This is a genomic window from Aquimarina sp. EL_43, assembly GCF_943422735.1.
Taxonomy (GTDB): Bacteria; Bacteroidota; Bacteroidia; order Flavobacteriales; family Flavobacteriaceae; genus Aquimarina; species Aquimarina megaterium.
Window position 1 is genome coordinate 5,652,396 of the sequence record NZ_CALSBR010000001.1, and the last position, 20,939, is coordinate 5,673,334.

General features: G+C 34.1%; 16 protein-coding genes. 8 read left to right on the plus strand and 8 right to left on the minus strand.

Translation table 11 applies throughout. The annotated features are described in order from the left end of the window. Positions 1-173: 173 nt before the first annotated feature. The 6 genes from NNL09_RS24075 to tilS all read right to left on the minus strand — a co-directional run bounded on the left by NNL09_RS24075 (position 174) and on the right by tilS (position 10,739). Entirely contained in the window at positions 174-2,045 is a 1,872-nt protein-coding gene (locus NNL09_RS24075; protein WP_196911457.1) for a DUF885 family protein, read from the minus strand. 27 nt (positions 2,046-2,072) lie between these two features. After that, positions 2,073-3,929: a CocE/NonD family hydrolase gene (locus NNL09_RS24080; protein ID WP_025664063.1), complete on the minus strand. Its 1,857-nt coding sequence runs from the start codon at positions 3,927-3,929 to the stop codon at positions 2,073-2,075. Positions 3,930-4,125: 196 nt separating this feature from the next. Then, positions 4,126-6,456 carry a spondin domain-containing protein gene (locus NNL09_RS24085; RefSeq protein ID WP_196911456.1) on the minus strand — a complete coding sequence of 777 codons (2,331 nt, stop codon included), beginning with the start codon at positions 6,454-6,456 and terminating at the stop codon, positions 4,126-4,128. Positions 6,457-6,668: 212 nt separating this feature from the next. Then, a complete protein-coding gene (locus tag NNL09_RS24090; RefSeq protein WP_025664061.1) occupies positions 6,669-7,316 on the minus strand; it encodes a Crp/Fnr family transcriptional regulator in 648 nt (215 codons plus the stop codon). A 97-nt stretch (positions 7,317-7,413) separates the two neighbouring features. Continuing rightward, positions 7,414-9,393, minus strand: coding sequence for a thioredoxin family protein (locus tag NNL09_RS24095; RefSeq protein WP_196911455.1), 1,980 nt, complete (start codon positions 9,391-9,393; stop codon positions 7,414-7,416). Next, complete coding sequence (gene tilS / locus NNL09_RS24100; protein WP_231389226.1) at positions 9,393-10,739, minus strand: tRNA lysidine(34) synthetase TilS; 1,347 nt, start codon at positions 10,737-10,739, stop codon at positions 9,393-9,395. The genes NNL09_RS24095 and tilS overlap by 1 nt, the downstream gene beginning before the upstream one ends. A gap of 129 nt (positions 10,740-10,868) precedes the next feature. Here tilS and NNL09_RS24105 point away from each other — a divergent pair, with 129 nt between their 5' ends. Beyond that, a complete protein-coding gene (locus NNL09_RS24105) occupies positions 10,869-11,570 on the plus strand; it encodes a hypothetical protein (RefSeq protein ID WP_196911454.1) in 702 nt (233 codons plus the stop codon). A gap of 39 nt (positions 11,571-11,609) precedes the next feature. Here the strand turns inward: NNL09_RS24105 and pabB are convergent, their stop codons facing one another. Together pabB and NNL09_RS24115 are read right to left on the minus strand one after the other, a co-directional pair. Next, positions 11,610-12,914, minus strand: a complete 1,305-nt coding sequence (gene pabB / locus NNL09_RS24110) for an aminodeoxychorismate synthase component I (protein ID WP_196911453.1) — start codon at positions 12,912-12,914, stop codon at positions 11,610-11,612. Positions 12,915-12,921: 7 nt separating this feature from the next. Then, positions 12,922-13,458 carry an NADPH-dependent FMN reductase gene (locus tag NNL09_RS24115; RefSeq protein ID WP_196911452.1) on the minus strand — a complete coding sequence of 179 codons (537 nt, stop codon included), beginning with the start codon at positions 13,456-13,458 and terminating at the stop codon, positions 12,922-12,924. A gap of 88 nt (positions 13,459-13,546) precedes the next feature. Here NNL09_RS24115 and NNL09_RS24120 point away from each other — a divergent pair, with 88 nt between their 5' ends. From NNL09_RS24120 to NNL09_RS24150, 7 genes are all read left to right on the plus strand, one after another. After that, positions 13,547-14,902: a DEAD/DEAH box helicase gene (locus NNL09_RS24120; RefSeq protein ID WP_025664055.1), complete on the plus strand. Its 1,356-nt coding sequence runs from the start codon at positions 13,547-13,549 to the stop codon at positions 14,900-14,902. 47 nt (positions 14,903-14,949) lie between these two features. Beyond that, entirely contained in the window at positions 14,950-15,699 is a 750-nt protein-coding gene (locus NNL09_RS24125) for an NYN domain-containing protein (RefSeq protein ID WP_025664054.1), read from the plus strand. A gap of 25 nt (positions 15,700-15,724) precedes the next feature. Further along, entirely contained in the window at positions 15,725-16,717 is a 993-nt protein-coding gene (locus NNL09_RS24130; protein WP_196911451.1) for a DUF1028 domain-containing protein, read from the plus strand. Positions 16,718-16,798: 81 nt separating this feature from the next. Continuing rightward, on the plus strand, positions 16,799-17,818 hold the full coding sequence (locus NNL09_RS24135; RefSeq protein WP_196911450.1) for a serine hydrolase: 1,020 nt from the start codon (positions 16,799-16,801) through the stop codon (positions 17,816-17,818). Positions 17,819-17,837: 19 nt separating this feature from the next. Continuing rightward, positions 17,838-18,374, plus strand: coding sequence for a metal-dependent hydrolase (locus NNL09_RS24140; protein ID WP_025664051.1), 537 nt, complete (start codon positions 17,838-17,840; stop codon positions 18,372-18,374). A gap of 13 nt (positions 18,375-18,387) precedes the next feature. Then, the gene (bla, locus tag NNL09_RS24145) at positions 18,388-19,137 is read left to right on the plus strand and encodes a subclass B1 metallo-beta-lactamase (protein WP_196911449.1); all 750 of its coding nucleotides are present in this window, start codon (positions 18,388-18,390) and stop codon (positions 19,135-19,137) included. Positions 19,138-19,140: 3 nt separating this feature from the next. Further along, positions 19,141-20,913: an ABC transporter ATP-binding protein gene (locus NNL09_RS24150; protein ID WP_196911448.1), complete on the plus strand. Its 1,773-nt coding sequence runs from the start codon at positions 19,141-19,143 to the stop codon at positions 20,911-20,913. The last annotated feature ends 26 nt before the right edge of the window (positions 20,914-20,939 follow it).

A 20,939-nucleotide genomic window follows, 5' to 3' on the forward strand; every position in this document is an offset into this window, starting at 1 on the left:
AACTAAAAAGACCTCACAGGTTTTAAAAACCTGTGAGGTCTGATTAAAAAAGCTATTCTCGATAGTCCTGCTGAGCTTGTCCAAGTGCAGTTTTTCTCCATTTCATTCCGAAAAACCACTCGAATTGACGTTTTTTATACCATTAACATCAAAATGCGCAATGGGTTAAAGTATTAAGAACCTACTTCTTCTTTGGTCTTATCTGCACTTTTACTAGCTACCCATTCTCCTATCAATTCTTCTAATATCGTAAGTGGTACAGCTCCATTAGTTAATACTACATCATGAAACTCTCTAATATCAAATGCATCTCCAAGAGTTTTTCTTGCATTTTCGCGTAGTTCAAGAATCTTAATCATTCCTATTTTATATGCTGTAGCCTGACTTGGCATAACAATATGGCGTTCTACCATTTTTACAGCATCACTTTCTGCATTAGGAGTATTATCTACATAATACTTAATTCCTTCTTCTCTACTCCATTTTTTGCTATGAATTCCTGTATCCACTACCAATCGGCAAGCTCTCCAAAGTTCCATTGCGAGTCTACCAAAATCTGAATACGGATCACTGTACATTCCTATTTCTTTTGGTAACAGCTCGGTATACAATCCCCAACCTTCTGTATATGCTGTATACCCACCAAATTTTCTAAATTTTGGGATGTCCTGTAATTCTTGTGCAATAGATCTCTGCATATGATGCCCGGGGATACCTTCGTGATATGCCAAAGCCTCCATCTGGTAGATTGGCATTGCTGTCATATCATATAAATTGGCATAATACGTTCCTGGTCTTGAGCCATCAGGAGTTCCACTTTGATAGAAGGCTTTTCCTGCACTTTTTTCTCTAAAAGGCTCTACTGCTTTTACAATAATATCTGCTTTGGGTTTGGTAATAAAAAGTTCATCAAGTTTGGATTTCATTGTATCGATTAATCCAACTGCTTGTTTAAGGTATGCTGCTTTTCCCTCTTCGGTATTCGCAAAATAGAACTTTTTATCTTCTTTCATATACTTGAAAAAATCCTGTAATGTTCCTTCATATTTAACTTGCTTCATAATATCCCGCATCTCATTATGAATACGAGCCACTTCTTTTAATCCAAGCTCATGAATCTGATCTGCTGTCATCGTAGTAGTAGTCGTACGTTGTAGTGCGTTATCATAAAACGCAGCTCCTTTAGGAAATTTCCAGCAGCCATCATCTGTAGTAGCTCTTTGTTGTTGTCCTTCTAATAATGTGATAAGATTATCATACGCTGGTTTTACACTTTCTACGAGTCCTTTTTCTGCTTTAGACACTAATTCGCTCTGTTCTTCATCAGATAATTTAAGTGTCGAGATTTTACTTTTGAAATCCGCTAATAACGTACTTTCCTGATTAGATTTATCAAATGGTTGCCCTGCAATAATATTACGACTATCATCAAGAACTTTGGCAAATACAAACTTAGGAGGAAGGATACCATTCTTTTCTCTAATCTTTATATTTTCTATCGCTTGGGTAAACATTTCATTGACACCATTTAATCTTGAAATATAAGCTTCTGCATCATTCTTGTCCTTGATTTTATGCATATTGATAAGAAAAGCAGGAATTCTTGATTGCATTCCAAACATTTGATTTACAGGATAGTCATAGAACCTGTATTGAAAGTCTGCAATCTCATTTTCGAGATCTTTTTTCATCAATTTATAGCTTAGAGCAGTTGCATCATTTAATTGAGATACGTCTACAGAGTCTTTTAAATAGGCAAGGCGTTCTTTTGCTCTTTCTAAATCTTCTGCTTCCTGTTTAGACGAAATATCATCCCATTTACCATAATCATCTGTTTTAATTCCTAAATACGTTTGCATCATTGGTGATTTGTCAATTTCTTGCTGAAACTGTGCTTCGAACCAATCGTTTAGTTTTTTTGATTGTTCTTCGATGATCTCTGCTTGTGAAGCAGTATCCTCTTCTGGCGCTTTTACTTCTTGTTTACAGCCGGTTAACGCCAGAAAAGAAGAAAATAGCAATACACTGATTTTTATTTTGGTCATGATAGTATCTATATTAGGGTTAATTGGTTACTTTAAAATCATAACTTCTATTGCAGAATCATGATATACTTTATGCGTTTGCTTGGTATAATCAGAAGCAGCTGCCTTAAAGATATTAGGAACATAAGTTTGTGGGTTTAAATCGATTAAAGGAAACCAGGTACTTTGCACCTGAACCTGTATTTTATGCCCTTTTTTAAACGTATGATGTATATCCTGTAGTTTAATATTTACATCTGTTTTTTGATTAGCAACAAAAGGTTCGGGTTTACTAAAATCATTTCGAAAACGCCCTCTCATCACTTCACTACGAACCATCATATGATAATTGGCCATTTTTAAATATTCCTGTGTTTCTTCGGTATCTTTGGCATCATTAGGATACACATCTATCAATTTTACTACCCAGTCTGCATCTGTACCTGTCGTAGCTACTTTTAGCTTTGCTAATACTTCTCCCGATAACGTCATGTCCTCGGTAAGAACAGGGGTTTCGAAAACTAACACATCGGGACGACGCGCTGCAAATCGTTGATCATCTGTCATATATTTTCTTGGTGTAAATACCATTTTAACATCTTCGGAATATGGAACTGGTTTTTTGGGGTCACTTATAAATTCTGAAACCCCGGCTCCACTTTTACCAGACAACTCATCATTGGCAGAAAGGTAGAATGTCTTTTTTTCTACATTTGCAGGTGGCCAACTTTCATAAGAATTCCACTCTTTTTTTCCGGTATCAAAAATTTGAACTTCTGGTAACCCGGTTTTTCCATCGGCATCTCCTTTTAAGAAATGATTAAAAAATGTAGTTTCTACATTTTTTTGAAAATTTAAAGAAAGGTCATCTCCAAAATATACATTACCAATAGCTTGGCGCTTTTTGGTTCTTGCCCAATCCCCATGACTCCATGGCCCAAATACCATAATATTATAATTATCACTTTTCTTTTCGATATTTTCATAGGTCTCAAAAGGACCATATAAGTCTTCGGCATCAAACAAACCTCCTACAGTCATTACTGCCGGTTTGATCGTTTGGTTTTTTAAGTGTTGAATTATCCCTCTTTTTTGCCAGAATTCATCATAATTCGGGTGTTCTTTTAATTGTGTCCAAAATACATTATCTTCTTTATAATACTGATCTAAAGTGCTTAAAGGTCCAGCATCCAGAAAGAATTGATATTGATCTTTACTTTTCAGGTCGGGAAAAGTATACCAACTCTCTGTTGTAGGTTTAGTTTTTTCATACCCAAAAACTGCTGTAGCTCTCCAATAGCTTAACAGATAGGCGCCATTATGATGAAAATCATCAAAAAAGAAATCCCCAATACATGCTTGTGGCGATACTGCTTTTAAAGCTGGGTGTGCATCTAATAAAGAATACGTTGCATAGAAACCAGGATATGAGATTCCCCATATTCCTACTTTTTTATTGGTATTCGGTACATTCTTCACCAACCAATCTATGGTATCATAGGTATCACTGGCTTCATCAAATTGTTTTCCTTTTTTACCAGGAATATAGGCTCTCATATTATCATAAACTCCTTCGCTCATCCAACGTCCACGTACATCTTGATAAACAACAATATTGCCTTCTTTCATTAAAAATTCATTCGGACCTATTTTAGATTTAAATTCATCTTTACCGTATGGTCTTGAACTATACGGAGTTCGATGCATTAAAATTGGGTATTTTTTTGAAGTATCCTTTGGTGTATAAATTGTAGTGTGAAGTTTAACACCATCTCTCATCACAATATCAACTTCTTGTTTTGTGTAGTGTTCTTTTACATTATAGGAATCTGCTTCCTGTGAGAACATAATACTTGTGTAAAGAAGTACTATGCTTCTTAAAAGAATAAATCTGACTGATCGCATTGGTTTTAGTTTAGTTTATTGCTGAAGATAAAAAAATGGTACTGCCAGCAAGATAGTTTTAAGGAGATTTTAACAACTTACTAGGTATGATAAAGCGAAACAAAAGAAAAACCTTTGACATTATCGCCAAAGGTTTTTAAAATCTAAGAACGATCTATATCCCCATATAAGATCTTTTTATTTGTTCTTAGTCACTCTATTGCGGTTGTATGTTAACTTCTATCAGGTTATACCCTCCTCTTGGATCTCCAAACCAGGTTACTCCCGGTGCACTATTAATAGTTCCTTTTCCAAATTGCACATCATCTAATGAAGATACTCTTCGAATTGCCGTATTATCATCTGCAGCTCCTGTATTAGCCGGGCCTTGTCTTGGAGCTTGAAACATTCCAAAACCTACATCTTCATCCTCTTCTGTTCCTGCATCAAAGAGATACGTTTGTTGACTATTTGAAATTCCTGATGTTGGAGTACCACTTGCATTAAATAAAGCCACACCATTATTATTATAACTTATAAACCAATCGTTTGTCTGTACCAACATCGTCCCGAAACCTAATTTATAACCTTGTCCATTAGGAACCTGAATTGTAAAAGTTAAAGATTCTCCTGGTCCAACAGGAGCTGTTTGTGTGCTTTTGGCTGTTGGCACTCCTAATCCTTTAAGGTATTCGTAAGCCATCTGATTATTACCATCTTCTGCAATTTGTTCTACTCCACTAGCTGCTCTTGCTGATTCCCCTTGTGTAAACCAAGGATCACTATTGGTATTAAAAGCATAGACAATGCCCGGAGAGAATACACTTATCGTTGATGATAATCGTAATGGAGCTCCCTGAGATCCGGTCTCGTTAAACCAATCATTTAAAGTACCTGGTTGTCCTGCTTCAGCGATTTCCTTTAATCCAAATCCTCTATCCGGTTCTCCTACAGTAAATAGAGGCGCATTCTGAGCATGCAGTACTACTAACCCCGGTGTTAACACGATTGGTGTAGCCCCAAGTGCCCCCACAAGATTGGTAAGTTTTAATGTAAAATATTTTGTTCCTGCATCATATGTTAATTCTGTTCTTAAATAACTGGTTACATCATCTGTTACCAACCTTACTGTATTGTCATCATCTGGAGTACCCGCTGTTGCACCATTCGGAACTGTTGCTATGGTTGCAGGATCTTCCTCTTCTGTACCAGCATCCCATAGATAAATTTGAGAGCTTATATCTCCTGTAATTGGGTTTTTGCTGGCGTCAAAGAGGTCTATCCCAACCATTTTTGGCGCAAAAAACCAATCATTGGTCGCTGCAGACATTGTTGCAAAGTTTAATTTTGCTCCCGGAACCGCTTTAAATTGAATAGAATAACTACCATTTACTGTTGTAACGGGTCCCGGTCCTGCTGCACCATCTGGAGTATTAAAAACCTTTGTTGCCAGATAATTGATTTTATTTGTAATCGTGATATTAAATGAAGTTGTATTGCTTTGTGTATCATTAGCATTACCAAAAGTAGTATTCACTGCCTCTGACCAATCTGTAGATGCATTTCCTTCTCCATCAAAAGCAATACTATAACTTGGTAATACTACTTGTGGCACAAAATCACCAGCAGTCCATATTCCGGCTGCTACGGCTACATTTTCTCTAGGACTTCCTCCTGCTCCCCATTGTACAAAATCTACTATAGCATCTGAGCTTGCAAAAGAATTATTAGAATATAGTCCTAATCCTTCGCTATCTCCTAGTTCACTCCAATTAACAACCAAAAACTCTCCTGGTGCCAGATTGTTATTACCACTTGTTATTGATGCGTTTTGGATTTGAAGATATCTTCCCGGTCCTAAACATAACCAATATGGATTAAGATCAACATTTACAGTTCCGTTATTATATAGTTCTATTAGGTTATCTTCTCCATAATTCACTTCATTAATTACTATAGAACGCACATTGTTATTAGGCATCATCAATACATTTTCTTCTCCAAAAGTAACAGAGGTAGTTTCTGCCCAATTTGCTGATCCGTTGCCTTCACCATCAAAAACAATACTGTTATCAGGATTGCCTATGGTAGGTATAAAATCATTTGCAGTCCATATCTCTGCTGCTACAGCAACATTTTCTCTAGGACTTCCTCCTGCTCCCCATTGCACAAAATCTACTATAGCATCTGAGCTTGCAAAAGAATCTGTAGAATAAAGACCTAGTCCTCCTGATGCATCAGGAAGATCGTATGATAATACCAAATACCCCCCAGCCGGAATAACAACACTACCGCTTTCTGGTGTTAAGCTTCCTATACGTTGGTATGTTCCTGGTCCTAAACATAACCAATAATTACTAAGGTCTGCTTCTTGGTTTCCTTTGTTAAAAATTTCTACCAAGTCTGTTCCTTGAAATTTGATTTCATTAAATACCACTTGGTTTACAACCTCATCAGGTTCTCCTGGGGGTGTTCCTGTATCATCATCATCGCTACAAGAAGTAAAGATGGATAGTCCTAAGAATACATAAAATAACGTTTTTTTCATAATTTGTGAATTTTTCTGTTCCTCAATTTTTGATCAAATTTAAGAGGGCAGAATGCTCACAAACGGTGACAAAAGTTACTGTTTACTGTTAAAAAAGTGTTATATCCCTATTTAACAAAGCATTTTTTCAATAAAAAGTTAAAAAACCTGTAGTATTCTAACATAAAAAGGTGCCTTTTCAGACACCTTTTCATCAATTTTATGGGGTAATTTCAGGACGGATAACCTTGTAGCAGTTCTATATGTCGTTTATGTTGAATTAATAAGTTTGAAGCTTGTAATTTTTTGGTTATTCTGGAAACTACTTCTCTAGAGGTTCCTAAATCCGATGCTATTTCTTTATGAGACATTTGGATCATATTACAATTTTGAAGCTTCGCTTTTTTGTTAAGAAAATTAACTAGTCTATCTTCAATTTTATAACAAACCACTTGTTTTGTTGTATTTAGAAGGTCTTCATAATTTCGTTGAAAATCCTTCAATATAATTCGTGTAAAAGATGGATACTTAACAAACCATTCTTTTACTTTATCAATAGGCAAACACAATACTTTGGTATCCTCTTCAGTTTTTGCTGAAAAACGGACTGCTTCCTGACTAAATAAGTGATTAAAACTAAGTATACAACATTGGTTAGGATGTATATAATATAAAAGAAATTCTACCTCATCTTCTTCGGCATACATTTTAATTAAACCATCTATAATGATTGGTAAGAAATTAAGATAAGCTCCTTGTTTTACTACATATTCACCTTTTGGGATATTTTTAAATTTCCCGAAAGAAATAATTTCATTTTTTAACGCTTCTTCAATAAAAGGGAAACATTGAGAAAGTTCTATTTTTTCAATAGGTATCATTCAACTTTATTACAGTTTGCACTAGTAAAGTCGAAAATTCTCTATGTACTTACAACAACATCATAATAAAAACTTATACTCTTATATAGTTATGTTATTATTTAGTAAAATTCTTTAGGCCTTTCTGTAACCATTTAAGATATTCATTTGTATCCGGAGTATAAGCAGTAGTCTTGTTGAGTAAATTCATATCTGCATCTAATAATGCATAATAAGGTTGTGAATTATTTTTGAAGTTTAAAGTCTGAAATGTTGCCCATTTATCTCCTACTGTCCTAATAGATTTAATTCTTCCATCAGGTTTTAAGAATTTAAATTGATCATCTTCTGATAACTTCTCTCGATCATCAACATACAAAGAGATTAAAACGTACTTATTCTTAAGGATATCGATAATTTCTGGGTGGCTCCATACTTGTTCTTCCATTTTACGGCAATTCACGCAAGCCCAACCTGTAAAATCAAGCATAATAGGTTTGTTTTGGGCTTTGGCAGCTTGTACTCCTGCTTCAAAATCGGTATATGCATTAAGTCCTAAAGGTCCATGAGCTTCTTTTTCATAAATACTATAAAATAATGGTGGAGGAAAACCACTTAGCAATTTTAGATTCGCATAAGCCGTATTCGTAAGCCCAGGAACCAAATAAATAACAAATGCCAAGGTAATAATACCCAGAGTTTTTCTTCCTTTACTTAATTTTTGTATTGGGCTATCGTGGGGAAAGCGTATTTTTCCGAAAAGGTATAAGACCATACCCAAGCCAATTACTATCCAAATACCTATAAATATTTCTCTTTTTAAAATCCCCCAATGCTCAACAAGATCTGCATTTGAAAGGAATTTAAATGCTAATGCCAGTTCGATAAAGCCCAGGACTACTTTTACAGCATTTAACCATCCACCACTTTTTGGTAAAGAATTTAACCAATTAGGAAATAACGCAAATAGTGCAAACGGTAATGCTAAGGCTAATCCAAAGCCTCCCATACCAAAACTTAATTGCATCGCTCCCCCATCACTACTTAGAGAACCTCCTAGTAATGATCCCAAAATAGGTCCTGTACACGAGAAGGATACCAGAGCTAGTGTTAATGCCATAAAGAATATACCTATCACTCCCCCAATACTTGTAGCTTTACTATCAAGCTTGGTACTCCAGGAAGCTGGTAAGGTAATTTCGAAATAACCAAAAAAGGATATTGCAAATACAATAAAAATGACAAAGAAGACAATATTAAGCGTCACATTTGTCGAAATATTATTCAATATCTCTGGATCTAATGAGTCTAACAAATGAAAAGGAAGACTTAATAAAATATAAATAATGAATATAAAAAAACCATACAAAATAGCATTAAATAATCCTTTTTTACGATCCTTGGCTCCTTTGGTAAAAAAAGAAACCGTAAGAGGTATCATAGGAAATACACAAGGTGTTAATAAGGCAATTAATCCTCCCAAAAACCCTAAAAGGAAAATATTAAAATAACTTTTCTCCTCTACTTGTTCTGAAGGAAAAACATCTTTACCTTTTATATCAATATATAATGCTTCAGACTTTTTTTGGTCCTCTGCTGTAATACTAGCCAGATCTCCTTTATTTTCGATTGCTTCTCCAGAAAGATTGATGTCAAATTCTACAACCTCTGGAGCCAGACATTTCTCATCATCGCAAACCGAAAAAAATACTTCTGCTTTAATTTGCTGCAGTGTCTTGTCTATACGCTTGATTTTTTGAGAAAAAGTCACTTTATCTTCAAAATACTTCACATCCATCTCGAAGATATTATCAAACTTCTCGATACCTTTAGGTTCTATCGTTTCTCCAATAAGTGCATAACTCTCTGGAGTATTATTATAAGTAAACTCTGTTGGTGTTGGAGCTATCTCATCGCTATCTGCTTCATTTTGAGAATATAAATGCCACCCTTCATCAAGAGTCGCCTCAAAGTATAAAACAAAAGTATCATCAGTTTCCTTCTCTATAGTAGCTTTCCACTTAATAGGATCCAGTGTTTGTGAAAAAAGCGTTGTAGAAAATAAAACAGTGGCAAGTAATAATAAGAGATGTCGCATCAGGCTATTGTAATTTTAAGTATTTGTTTTGTTTGGGGTATTATTTTAAATCTATTATCTGCTCTATAGTTTATAATCCAAATTATTTCTTTTCCAGAACATAATAACCATACTCTTTCTTTGGCTAGTAAAGATAATTTTTCATCTTTAAAATATTTACTCAATTTCTTTTTTCCTTTCATTCCCAGAGGATAAAAATAGTCGCCTTCTTTCCATTTTCTTACAGTTAATGGATACTTTAACTTTTCTTTATCAACATAAATGGTCTTCAGATCAATATCCGATATTTCAGATATCATCTTAAATTTGAGTGTTCCCGGGGGAATCATTAACATACTTTCGGCTTCAGGTATGCTATAATTGCGATCCTCTATTTTTTCTGATATCGGACTCAATAACAAATATTCTCTATCCTTTACCAAACGATGGGTTCCCGAAAAAATCTGCTTCCCGGACTGACCAGTGATCATATGTTCTATATCACCCCATGCTGTAAAACCATATTCTTTTAATAAAAAATACAGGCTAGCTTTTGGGTCTCCGTAATCCATTAATCTATTAATAGGTATTTTAATGATATCATTTTCTGAAACCTCGAACAACTCTTTTTTAAGTTGAGTTACCTGATTTTTAATAAATTCGTTACTCTGTTTTAGGTATTCTAAGGTGGTATTAAAATTCTCTAAAAACTGAGGATTAACACTTTTTAACTCTGGAATTACATCAAGACGAAGTTTATTTCTAAGATACTTTGCACTCTTATTACTACTATCTTCTCTCCATTGCCAATTATTCTTTTTTGCATACACCAAAATTTGCGTTCTCGAAAAAGGTAATAACGGCCGTACAAAAATCCCATTAACTTCTGGTATACCCGTTAATCCTTCTATTCCTGTACCTCTCGACAGGTTAATTAAAAAAGTCTCTAGATTATCATCTGTATGATGCGCAGTAAGAATATAATCAAACTGATGTTCTAGAGCTAATTTCTTAAACCAATCATAGCGTAACTCTCTGGCTGCCATCTGTATTGACAAATTATGATCTACAGCATAATTTTTGGTATCAAATTGTGTAATAAAAACCGAAGATTGAAGTTCATCAGACAATTGAGTAACAAAGTTTGCATCCTCATCACTTTCTCCTCCTCTAAGTTTAAAATTACAATGCGCAATACTATATTTCAGATGTAATGCCTGGCAAAGCCTTACAAGTATAACACTATCTAATCCACCACTACACGCAATTAGTAGTTTGCTTTCCGATAGAAATGAAAGGTTTTCGGTAATATGATTTTTAAACTCTTGTAACAACAGATTCTGGATTGAAGTTTTTCGATTTTTCAAATATACGATTTTGAATTACGATAACCATTTTCTACCAAATTACATTTTACATATTGATTATCAGGTTTTTAACATTTTTTTCGATTTGTTTTTCTTATTTTTAGAAAGCAACTCTTAAATTACTGATAAATGAATAGGACACATGAATTACAAGAATTTTATGAGGCAGATGATCAAAGGGAATTTAGTAAAAAATTATTATCCATTGTACCACACTTACATCCCTATGTAAAACACAGATTATATATTGCAGAAAGCGTAGGCATTTTACCTCAGAACATGTATTGCTCTAATGGTATTATAGACGATGCAATATTGAAACTTTATCATGATGATCTTGATGTCGAAATAGACACCTTATCTCTAGAACTTCAACTTTTTAAAATTGCCGATGAGCTTATTGATGAATTATACATTCGCGAAGGATGGCATCAAAAAAGTATTAGCACCAGTTATTTTCTTAAAGAAGAACTCGAAAGACTCGAAGAAAACTATACTGTAGAAGCAGATAACGAACTTATTATGAAAGAAGAATTAGATGATATTTGTTATCATCAAAATTCTGAAGAAAAACAGAATTTCATATACAATGATATGGATTCTGATATCCTTAAGGTTATAGATTCTGAACCTTCCCCTGAGTATAGAAAACAGAAGTTATTAGGTAAATTCTATAGTTGGCTCCCCATAGAGACTTCTAAAATTATTGATCTTTTTGTTTTCGGAAAATTAAATTTTGAAGAAATTGCTAAAATTAAAGAGATAACTGCACAAGAAGTCAAAGAAATTATCATTGATGTACGGAAGAGTTTTAGGAGGAATCTTATTTAGTGAAGCGAGGAGCAGTTTATAATTACCTGTATACTTTTACTACATCCTTTCTAATACTTCTCGCATTGCTTTTGCCTTAAGTAAACATTCTTCGTATTCTTTATCGGGGTCTGACTTGGCAGTTATAGCTCCACCAACCGTATATGATATATATTGTCGCTCCTCATTATAGAGAATACTTCTGATTACTACATTAAAGTCAAAATCTCCATCTGGAGTAAAATACCCCACGGCTCCACTATATAAACCTCTTTTAGATTTTTCGAGGTTTTCTATGATTTGCATTGCAGAAATCTTAGGTGCTCCGGTCATACTTCCCATTGGGAAAGTTGTTTTGATAACATCAACAGGAGAAATGGTATCATTAATTGTAGAAGTTACCGTAGATATCATTTGATGCACTTGTTTAAAGGAATACACCTTACACAATTCTTCAACAATAACCGACCCTTTGGTTGCAGTTCGTGATAAATCATTTCGTACCAGATCTACAATCATTACATTTTCTGATCGCTCTTTAGGGTCACCATAAAGGCTTGATACTAGCCTCTTATCCTCATTAATATCTTGTGATCTTTTTGCCGTTCCTTTTATGGGTTGTGAAATTACTTTTTGTCCTTCTTTTCGCAAATAGCGTTCTGGTGAAGCCGATAGCAAATAGTGATCATTCATCCTAAAAAATGTGGCAAAAGGAGGTTTTGAAATATCGTTTAAGTGGTAGTATGTCTGTAAAGGATCAATACAACTGTTTTTTGCAAAAAACTCCTGACAGAAATTCGCTTCATAAATATCTCCTCGGTGTATATGGGCAAGCATTTCATTTACCTTCTCTTTATATTCATCTTTTGTGATACGCAAGCTTATTTTTACCTTACCACAAGGTTGCTCTGTAATATCTTTTTTGAGTAATGAATACTCAGAGATTACCTTAAAATCTTCCTCCATTTCATCATCTACCATTCTCAAATAATGCATTTCAAGAATATTTCCTTTGAGCAGAAAAAGTTTTTTAGGTTGAAAAAAGTACAAATCCGGAAAACATAACTCGTCCTTATTTTCAGAAACTAAATCTTCTGTATCATTTTTAAGATCATAAGAAAGATAACCAAAAATCCAATCCGAAGTTACGCTTTGATATTCTTTTAGCTTATCAAAGCCATTATAATAATCGGTTTTAATCGTCGTAAAAGCATCTACCGCCAATACGGCATCATAACTAGAATATTGCTGTGAGTAGCGGTTAGAATCTAGCCAAATAGCCTCTTCAAATTGCTGTCCCCAATGTAATAGCTTGCTTTTAAATTCTGAAAAATCTTCTAAAGTATATTGTTGAACACTTCGCACTTACTCGTTAGATTTGATGTGCAAAAGTACTGAGAACTTCGTTTAATCCCAATAAAAGTGTCTCATCTGTTACAGTATTGGATTCTATAGAAAAATTATCATAAAAAGAAGGAAAACTAAAACTCTCTACAATTTCGGCACCAAATCTGGGAAACACATTTTTAGCAAATTCTAATGAGCTTAATCCTCCTCTTTTTCCGGGAGAAGTACTCATTAATAAGATCTTCTTTCCTTCCAGAAAATTACGATCTAGTCTAGATAACCAATCTATTACATTTTTAAAAAAAACACTCCAGCTCCCATTATGTTCATTTACCGAAATAATCAACGCATCAGCCTCAGAAATTTCTTGTTTTAGCCCCATAACCATCCCGGGAAAACCAGCTTTTTTTTCTTCATCTTCACTATACATTGGCATAGCATAATTTACCAGGTTAATTATTCTTATATCATGTCCCTTTATTTCTGAAACTACAAACTCTACAAGTTTCTGATTAATAGAAGTACTGCTATTAGAACCTGCAAAGGCAATAATTTTCTTCATTAGTATCGTATTAGAAAGTCAAAAGTAACCAAAATGTTCACAGTCCCAAAATAAGGCTACCTTTGTAGCATCAAAAAAAATAGATCAATTGACTTTTCAAGATTTAAATCTAAATACACAACTTCTTAATGCCCTTGATGATTTAGGGTTTGAGACCCCTACACCTATTCAGGAAAAAGCTTTTGCCCCTGTAATGTCTGGAAAAGATGTTGTAGGTATTGCACAAACAGGTACAGGTAAAACATATGCCTATATGCTTCCGATTTTAAGGATGCTAAAATATTCTGTACAACAAAACCCAAGAATATTGGTATTAGTTCCTACACGAGAACTTGTTGTACAGGTAGTTGATGAAATCGAAAAACTTTCTACGTATATCAATGTGCGAATAACAGGAGTGTATGGAGGTACGAATATCAATACACAAAAACAAGCCGTTTCGCAAGGATTAGATATTATAGTTGCTACTCCAGGGCGTTTATATGACCTGGCTGTAAGCAGAGCTTTACAACTTAAATCTATTCAGAAACTGGTAATCGATGAAGTGGATGTAATGCTGGATTTAGGATTTAGACATCAATTGATGAATATTTTTGATATCCTTCCGCGGCAGCGACAAAATATTATGTTTTCGGCTACAATGACAGATGAAGTAGACCAAATGATTTCGGAAATATTTATCAAACCACAAAAAATATCAATTGCCAAAAGCGGAACACCTCTTGAAAACATCAAACAGTATGGTTACAAGATTCCAAATTTTTATACAAAAGTTAATCTGCTCGAACAATTGCTTTCTGATAAAGAAACCTATCACAAAACACTAATTTTTGTTGGTTTTAAAAAGATCGCCGATCGTTTATTTGAGCAGTTAGAAAAAAAATATGCAGACGAGATTTGTATTATCCACTCTAATAAAACTCAAAACTATAGATTACGAAGTATAGAGCAGTTTAGAAAAGGAGAAAATCGAATATTGATCGCTACAGATGTAATGGCCAGAGGTTTGGACATAGAAAATGTAAGCCAGGTAATTAATCTCGATACTCCAGAATATCCAGAAAATTATATGCACCGTATCGGTAGAACCGGTCGCGCAGAAAAAGAAGGAGTCTCGTTTGTACTTACTACAGAAAAAGAACAAGAACATCTAGAGGCTATCGAAAGTTTGATGGAAATGAAAATCGAGCAATTAGACATTCCCTCTGGTGTAGAAATTTCTGACCAACTTACTCCAGAAGAACAACCCAAGGTTAAAGAAATCAACAATCCTCATAAACGTCCTAATCATGAGGTTGGAGCCTCTTTTCATGAAAAGAAAGAAAAAAACAAAAAAGTAAATCTGGGAGGTTCATACCAAAGAGAGATTAAGAAAAAATATAAAAAACCTAAAACTAAAGGAGATAAAACATATAATTTAAGAAATAAAAAAAAGAAGCGATAATGTAACTGATTTTGCTTTTTTAGATTAAACTCTTCTAATACCTTTTTATGGATTTAAATCTTGCAGTACTAATAGATGGTGATAATATACCATCTACATATATAAAAGAAATGATGGAAGAAATTGCAAAATATGGCAATCCAACTATCAAAAGAATTTATGGAGATTGGACTAAACCAGATCTTACTAAATGGAAAAAGATTCTTCTGGAAAATGCAATAACACCTATCCAGCAATATGGATATACAAAAGGTAAAAATGCTACAGATTCTGCAATGATTATAGACGCAATGGATATTCTATATTCTGAAAAAGTGAATGGCTTTTGTTTAGTATCTAGTGATAGTGATTTTACACGTTTAGCGACGAGGCTTAGAGAAGCGGGAATGAAAGTTTTTGGAATAGGAGAAAAAAAGACACCAAATCCATTTATTGTAGCTTGTGATAAATTTATTTACCTCGAAATCCTTAAATATGAAGCAGAAGAAAATGAATCAGAATCTATTAATACCAAAGCCATTTCTACAAATAGTGTTGATAAAATTACTTCAAAAGAGATTAAATTAATTTCACATACTATTTCCGACGTAGCCGATGATGATGGATGGGCTTTTCTTGGAGATGTTGGTAGTTTGTTACAAAAAAAACAACCAAATTTTGATTCCAGAAACTACGGTTTTCAGAAATTAACTCCTTTAATCAAGTCTATTAAAAATTTTGAAATTGAACAACGTGAAGCTGCTAAAGGAAGGTCTAAATTGATCTATGTTCGGAATAAAAGACAAAAGAAAAAATAAGTTAATTGTAACAAAAAATACAGACATGAAATCATTAGTATTAAAAGGAGGAGTACTTTTTATGATTCTAATATCTTTTCAGATAGAAGCTCAACAGGTCTATAAAGAAAAGTTTGCACATACTTTTTCTATTGTAGCAAGAGATAAAACTACCGGAGAAATGGCTGTAGGAGTTCAAAGTCACTGGTTCTCTGTAGGATCGATTGTATCCTGGGGGCAATCTGGTGTTGGTGTAGTAGCAACACAATCCTTTGTTAATCCTTCATACGGTCCTAATGGACTTACACTTATGTCTGAAGGTAAAAGTGCAAAAGAAGCACTAGATCTCCTTGTAGCTAAAGATGATGGAAAAGATTTCAGACAAGTAGCCTTTCTGGATGCAAAAGGTAATACAGCTGCTTTTACTGGTGAAAAATGCATTGTCTCTGCACATCATATTGTTGGAGATAATTATGCTGTACAAGCCAATATGATGCTTAATGACAAAGTGGTCCCTGCAATGGCCAAGGCTTTTGAAGAGTATAAAGATCTATCCCTGGCCGATCGCGTAGTCAAAGTACTTATCGCTGCTCAGGAAGCTGGAGGGGACATTAGAGGTAAGCAATCTGCTGCACTGGTAGTTGTGAATGCAAAACCAGCCAAAAACACCTGGGAAGATAAAAAAGTAAATCTAAGGGTAGATGATCATGCAACACCATTAGTAGAATTACAACGCCTGTTGCAAGTACATAAAGCTTATGAATATATGAATAAGGGAGATCTGGCAGTAGAAGCTGGAGATATGGAGATGGCGCTTGCAGCCTATGGAGCTGCAGAACAATTGTTTCCCGAAAATTTAGAAATGAAATATTGGAAAGCAATAGCATTGGCTAATAATAAAAGGCTGGATGAAGCATTACCTGTATTAAAGCAAATTTTTGATAAAGATGAAAACTGGAGAGAACTTACCAAAAGGCTCCCAAAATCAGGATTATTAACCGTATCAGAAGCACAGCTTGATCAAATCCTTGCATTATAGAATACGTATTAAAGTTTCAAATTTTCATTAACCACTATCTTTACTCATAAATTTGCACTTCTTAATAAACACATCAAATCAATGAAAAGTAAATTATCCCCAGTACTTATCTTTTTTGTTCTGCTTGTTGCATGTAAAGAATCAAAAAAGAATACTTCTATAAATGAGAAACCATTATCTAAGGAAATAGTACGCAATGAAAATGATATCTATTCGGTATTAGTTTCTAAGAATAATCAAATTGTATTTGAAGAATATTATAATGGTAAAACATCAGGGAATGTATCAAACGTTCAGTCTCTTACCAAAGGGGTTATGAGTATTCTTATTGGAATTGCAATCGATAAAAAATTTATTACCAGTGAAAATGAAACCATTGATACATACTTCACTGATGAATTCAAAAATATTGAAGACGAGAGAAAAAAGACGATTACTATTAAACACTTGCTAAATCAAACCTCTGGACTTTCATGGAAAGGCTTCTTAGAGCATCAAAACTGGATAAATAGCGAGACCCCAATAGCATTTGTCTTACAAAAAAAATTGGAGCACACTCCTGGAGATACATATAATTACAATACCGGCGCTACCCACCTGCTATCTGCTATCCTAAATAAATCTACAGGAAAAACAACTCTTGAGTTTGCAAATGAAAATTTGTTCAATGCATTAGCTATTAATACTGTAAATTGGGAAAAACGAAATGATGGTCATTATGATGGTGGTGGTCTTGGATTAGAAATGAAGCCTGGTGATCTTTTAAAAATAGGTCAATTATTAGAGCAAAAGGGTACATATAATGGTGTTGAAATAGTTTCTAAACCATGGGTAGAAAAACTATTTGATGTAAACGAAAAATTAGCTACCGATTGGGGACTAAGGAATTCTAAACATGGTTTTTGTTGGTATCAAGCAAATCTTAATGGGGATCGTATTGATTATGGAATGGGATATGGCGGACAATTCATAATCATGATTGCTGATAAAAACTTGGTGATTGTTACAACACATAATCACGATACCCCAAACGGAATTAAACAACAAATCAAATTCTTAAATGGAAAACTTCCATTACTAATTGAAAAATACGGTAATTAACACCTGTAATATTTTATAAATGGCCTCTATCTTTGCCCATGGATTTACAGCATATGCCTTTGGTAAAAGTTTTTCGAAAGAAATATATACCAAAAAGTTATGGGTATTAGGAATTATCTGTTCCATCCTTCCTGACGCAGATGTTATAGGTTTTAAATTTGGTATAACATATGAAAGTTTTTGGGGGCATAGAGGGTTTTCGCATTCATTACTCTTTGCTTTACTTCTGGGGATTATAGTTACTTTTATTTTCTATTTTAAAAAAGCATATACCAAAACAGGAGTTGCACTAATTTTATATTTTACCGTTTGCACGGCTTTTCATGGCGTTCTTGATGCCATGACTACAGGGGGACTTGGGATTGCATTCTTCTCTCCTTTTGATACTACCCGATATTTTTTTCCGTGGCGACCGATTCAGGTATCCCCAATTGGTGCTAGTAAGTTTTTTAGTACCTGGGGCATTAAAGTATTGTTAAGTGAGTTGATCTGGGTCGCCATACCAACAAGTATTTATATCTTAGTGATTCGTTATTTCAGAAAACGAAAAAACTAACTTCAAAAAAACAATGAGAAACACGATTAAACCTCTATTTTTTTTAGTGGTATTATTATGCATATACTCATGTAAAAAAGAGCATACACCTGATGTCATTACAGTTTCTGAAGAGCTTAAAATTACTAAACTTAATGAGCATAGTTATATTCATACATCCTATCTAAATACCAAAAATTTTGGAAAAGTACCTTGTAATGGTATGATTATTATTGATAATGCTGAAGCATTGATATTTGATACACCAACTAATGATTCTATATCTGGACTATTAATAAATTGGGTTCAAAAAAACTTAAAATGCGAGGTCAAAGGAGTTGTTGCTACACATTTCCATGGGGATTGTTTAGGTGGTTTAAATGAGTTTCATAAAAGAAAAATTTCTTCATATGCCAGCAATGCAACCATACGTCTGGCTAAAAATAAAAACTATACAATTCCGCAAAATGGATTTGACACACAACATAAATTAAAAGTTGGAAATAGAAAAGTACTCAATACATTTTATGGAGAAGGTCATACTTCTGATAATATTGTAAGTTATTTCCCTGATGAAAAAGTACTCTTTGGTGGTTGTTTGATAAAATCAAAAGGAGCTAAAAAAGGAAATCTTGAAGATGCCAATATAAAAGAGTGGTCAACTACTGTTGCTAAAATCAAAGAAAAGTATCCCGATGTAGAAATTGTAATACCAGGACATGGAGCCTATGGCGGACAGGAGTTATTAGCGTATACTATTTCTCTATTTAAAACTGAACAATAATATATGAGAGAATTTCAAAATAACACTTCACCAAAAAGCAAAAGAAAATCAAAAGTTACTATAGGGCAAGCTTTTAAAACCATCATATGGCCTCGAAGAAATCTTGTTTTTATTGGATTATTATTAATTGTACTAAGTAGGTTGGCTAGCCTGGTATTACCTATGGCCAGTAAATATCTAATGGATGATGTTATCGCCAAAAAAGATTATGAAATGCTAAAAATGCTTTTGATTAGTGTAAGTTTGGCAATTTTGGTACAAGCAGTAACATCATTTCTTTTAACCCGAATATTAAGTGTACAAGCACAATTTCTAATTTCAGAATTAAGGGCACAAGTACAGAAAAAAGTGCTCTCTTTACCTATTAGTTTCTTCGACAATACAAAATCTGGAGCATTAGTATCTCGTATTATGAGTGATGTAGAAGGTGTTCGTAATCTTATTGGTACTGGATTAGTACAATTAGTTGGAGGTACAATTACGGCTATTATCTCATTGGTATTACTCATCAGAATTAGCCCTTCGATGACATTGTTTGTACTGGTTCCTGTATCTGTATTTGGAATTGTAGCTTTAAAAGCATTCAAATATATTCGTCCAATCTTCAGGAAACGAGGAGTTATCAATGCAGAAGTTAAAGGTCGATTAACCGAAACTCTTGCCGGAGTACGGGTAATAAAAGGATTTAATGCCGAGGCACAGGAAAACAAAACTTTCGAAGAAGGAGTAGATCGACTATTTCAAAATGTAAAAAAGAGTTTAACAGCTACGGCATTAATGACCAGTTCTTCAACATTTTTATTGGGTATTGCTTCTACCGGAATTATGGGAATAGGTGGATATAAAATTATGATTGATGAATTAACCATTGGTGATTTTCTTTCGTTTACACTACTACTGGGATTTATGATTGCACCCATTGTACAAATGAGTAATATCGGAAGCCAGTTAACCGAAGCACTGGCAGGACTGGATCGTACCGAAGAACTCATGAATATGACTCCAGAAGAAGAAATAGAGGATAGAAACATCACTTTAGAACATATAACAGGAGATATCACCTTTGATAATGTTTCCTTTTCTTATGAAGAGGGAAAAGAGGTACTACATGGTATTAGTTTTAAAGCTCCTTCGGGATCTGTAACTGCTTTGGTAGGTAGCTCTGGTTCTGGTAAATCTACAATCGCCGGATTAGCAGCTACATTCTTAAACCCAAAATCAGGAATCATCACTATTGATGATAATGACATTTCTAAAGTAAAGTTACATAGTTACCGACGTAATCTGGGAGTTGTATTACAAGATGAATTCTTGTTTGAAGGTTCTATTAGAGAAAATATTTTATTTCCTAACCCAGAGGCTACAGAAGCACAATTGCAACAAGCTGTAAAAGCTTCATACGTGAATGAGTTTACAGATCGTTTTGACGATGGATTAGATACGCTAATAGGAGAACGAGGTGTAAAACTTTCTGGAGGACAACGACAGCGAATTGCCATTGCAAGAGCTATTCTGGCAAATCCTAAAATTATTATTCTTGATGAAGCAACATCAAACCTGGATACAGAAAGCGAAGCTTTAATTCAAAAAAGTCTTGGTGAATTAATGAAAGGTAGAACCACTTTTGTTATTGCACATAGATTAAGTACAATCAAAAAAGCAGATCAAATTTTGGTTATCGAGTCTGGTAACATAGCCGAACACGGTAATCATGATGAACTTATTGCTGCAAAAGGCAGATATTTTGACTTATACACATATCAAGCTAGAATTTAGTATTTTTAGAATACAAAAAATCAAGC

Excerpts from the sequence above, each read along its gene's own strand:
- bla (WP_196911449.1), top strand. The coding sequence starts at position 18,388 with ATGAGAAACACGATTAAACCTCTATTTTTTTTAGTGGTATTATTATGC.
- NNL09_RS24130 (WP_196911451.1), top strand. The coding sequence starts at position 15,725 with ATGAAATCATTAGTATTAAAAGGAGGAGTACTTTTTATGATTCTAATA.
- NNL09_RS24085 (WP_196911456.1), bottom strand. The coding sequence starts at position 6,456 with ATGAAAAAAACGTTATTTTATGTATTCTTAGGACTATCCATCTTTACT.
- NNL09_RS24075 (WP_196911457.1), bottom strand. The coding sequence starts at position 2,045 with ATGACCAAAATAAAAATCAGTGTATTGCTATTTTCTTCTTTTCTGGCG.
- NNL09_RS24150 (WP_196911448.1), top strand. The coding sequence starts at position 19,141 with ATGAGAGAATTTCAAAATAACACTTCACCAAAAAGCAAAAGAAAATCA.
- NNL09_RS24090 (WP_025664061.1), bottom strand. The coding sequence starts at position 7,316 with ATGATACCTATTGAAAAAATAGAACTTTCTCAATGTTTCCCTTTTATT.
- NNL09_RS24080 (WP_025664063.1), bottom strand. The coding sequence starts at position 3,929 with ATGCGATCAGTCAGATTTATTCTTTTAAGAAGCATAGTACTTCTTTAC.
- NNL09_RS24140 (WP_025664051.1), top strand. The coding sequence starts at position 17,838 with ATGGCCTCTATCTTTGCCCATGGATTTACAGCATATGCCTTTGGTAAA.
- NNL09_RS24135 (WP_196911450.1), top strand. The coding sequence starts at position 16,799 with ATGAAAAGTAAATTATCCCCAGTACTTATCTTTTTTGTTCTGCTTGTT.
- NNL09_RS24125 (WP_025664054.1), top strand. The coding sequence starts at position 14,950 with ATGGATTTAAATCTTGCAGTACTAATAGATGGTGATAATATACCATCT.
- NNL09_RS24115 (WP_196911452.1), bottom strand. The coding sequence starts at position 13,458 with ATGAAGAAAATTATTGCCTTTGCAGGTTCTAATAGCAGTACTTCTATT.
- NNL09_RS24105 (WP_196911454.1), top strand. The coding sequence starts at position 10,869 with ATGAATAGGACACATGAATTACAAGAATTTTATGAGGCAGATGATCAA.
- NNL09_RS24095 (WP_196911455.1), bottom strand. The coding sequence starts at position 9,393 with ATGCGACATCTCTTATTATTACTTGCCACTGTTTTATTTTCTACAACG.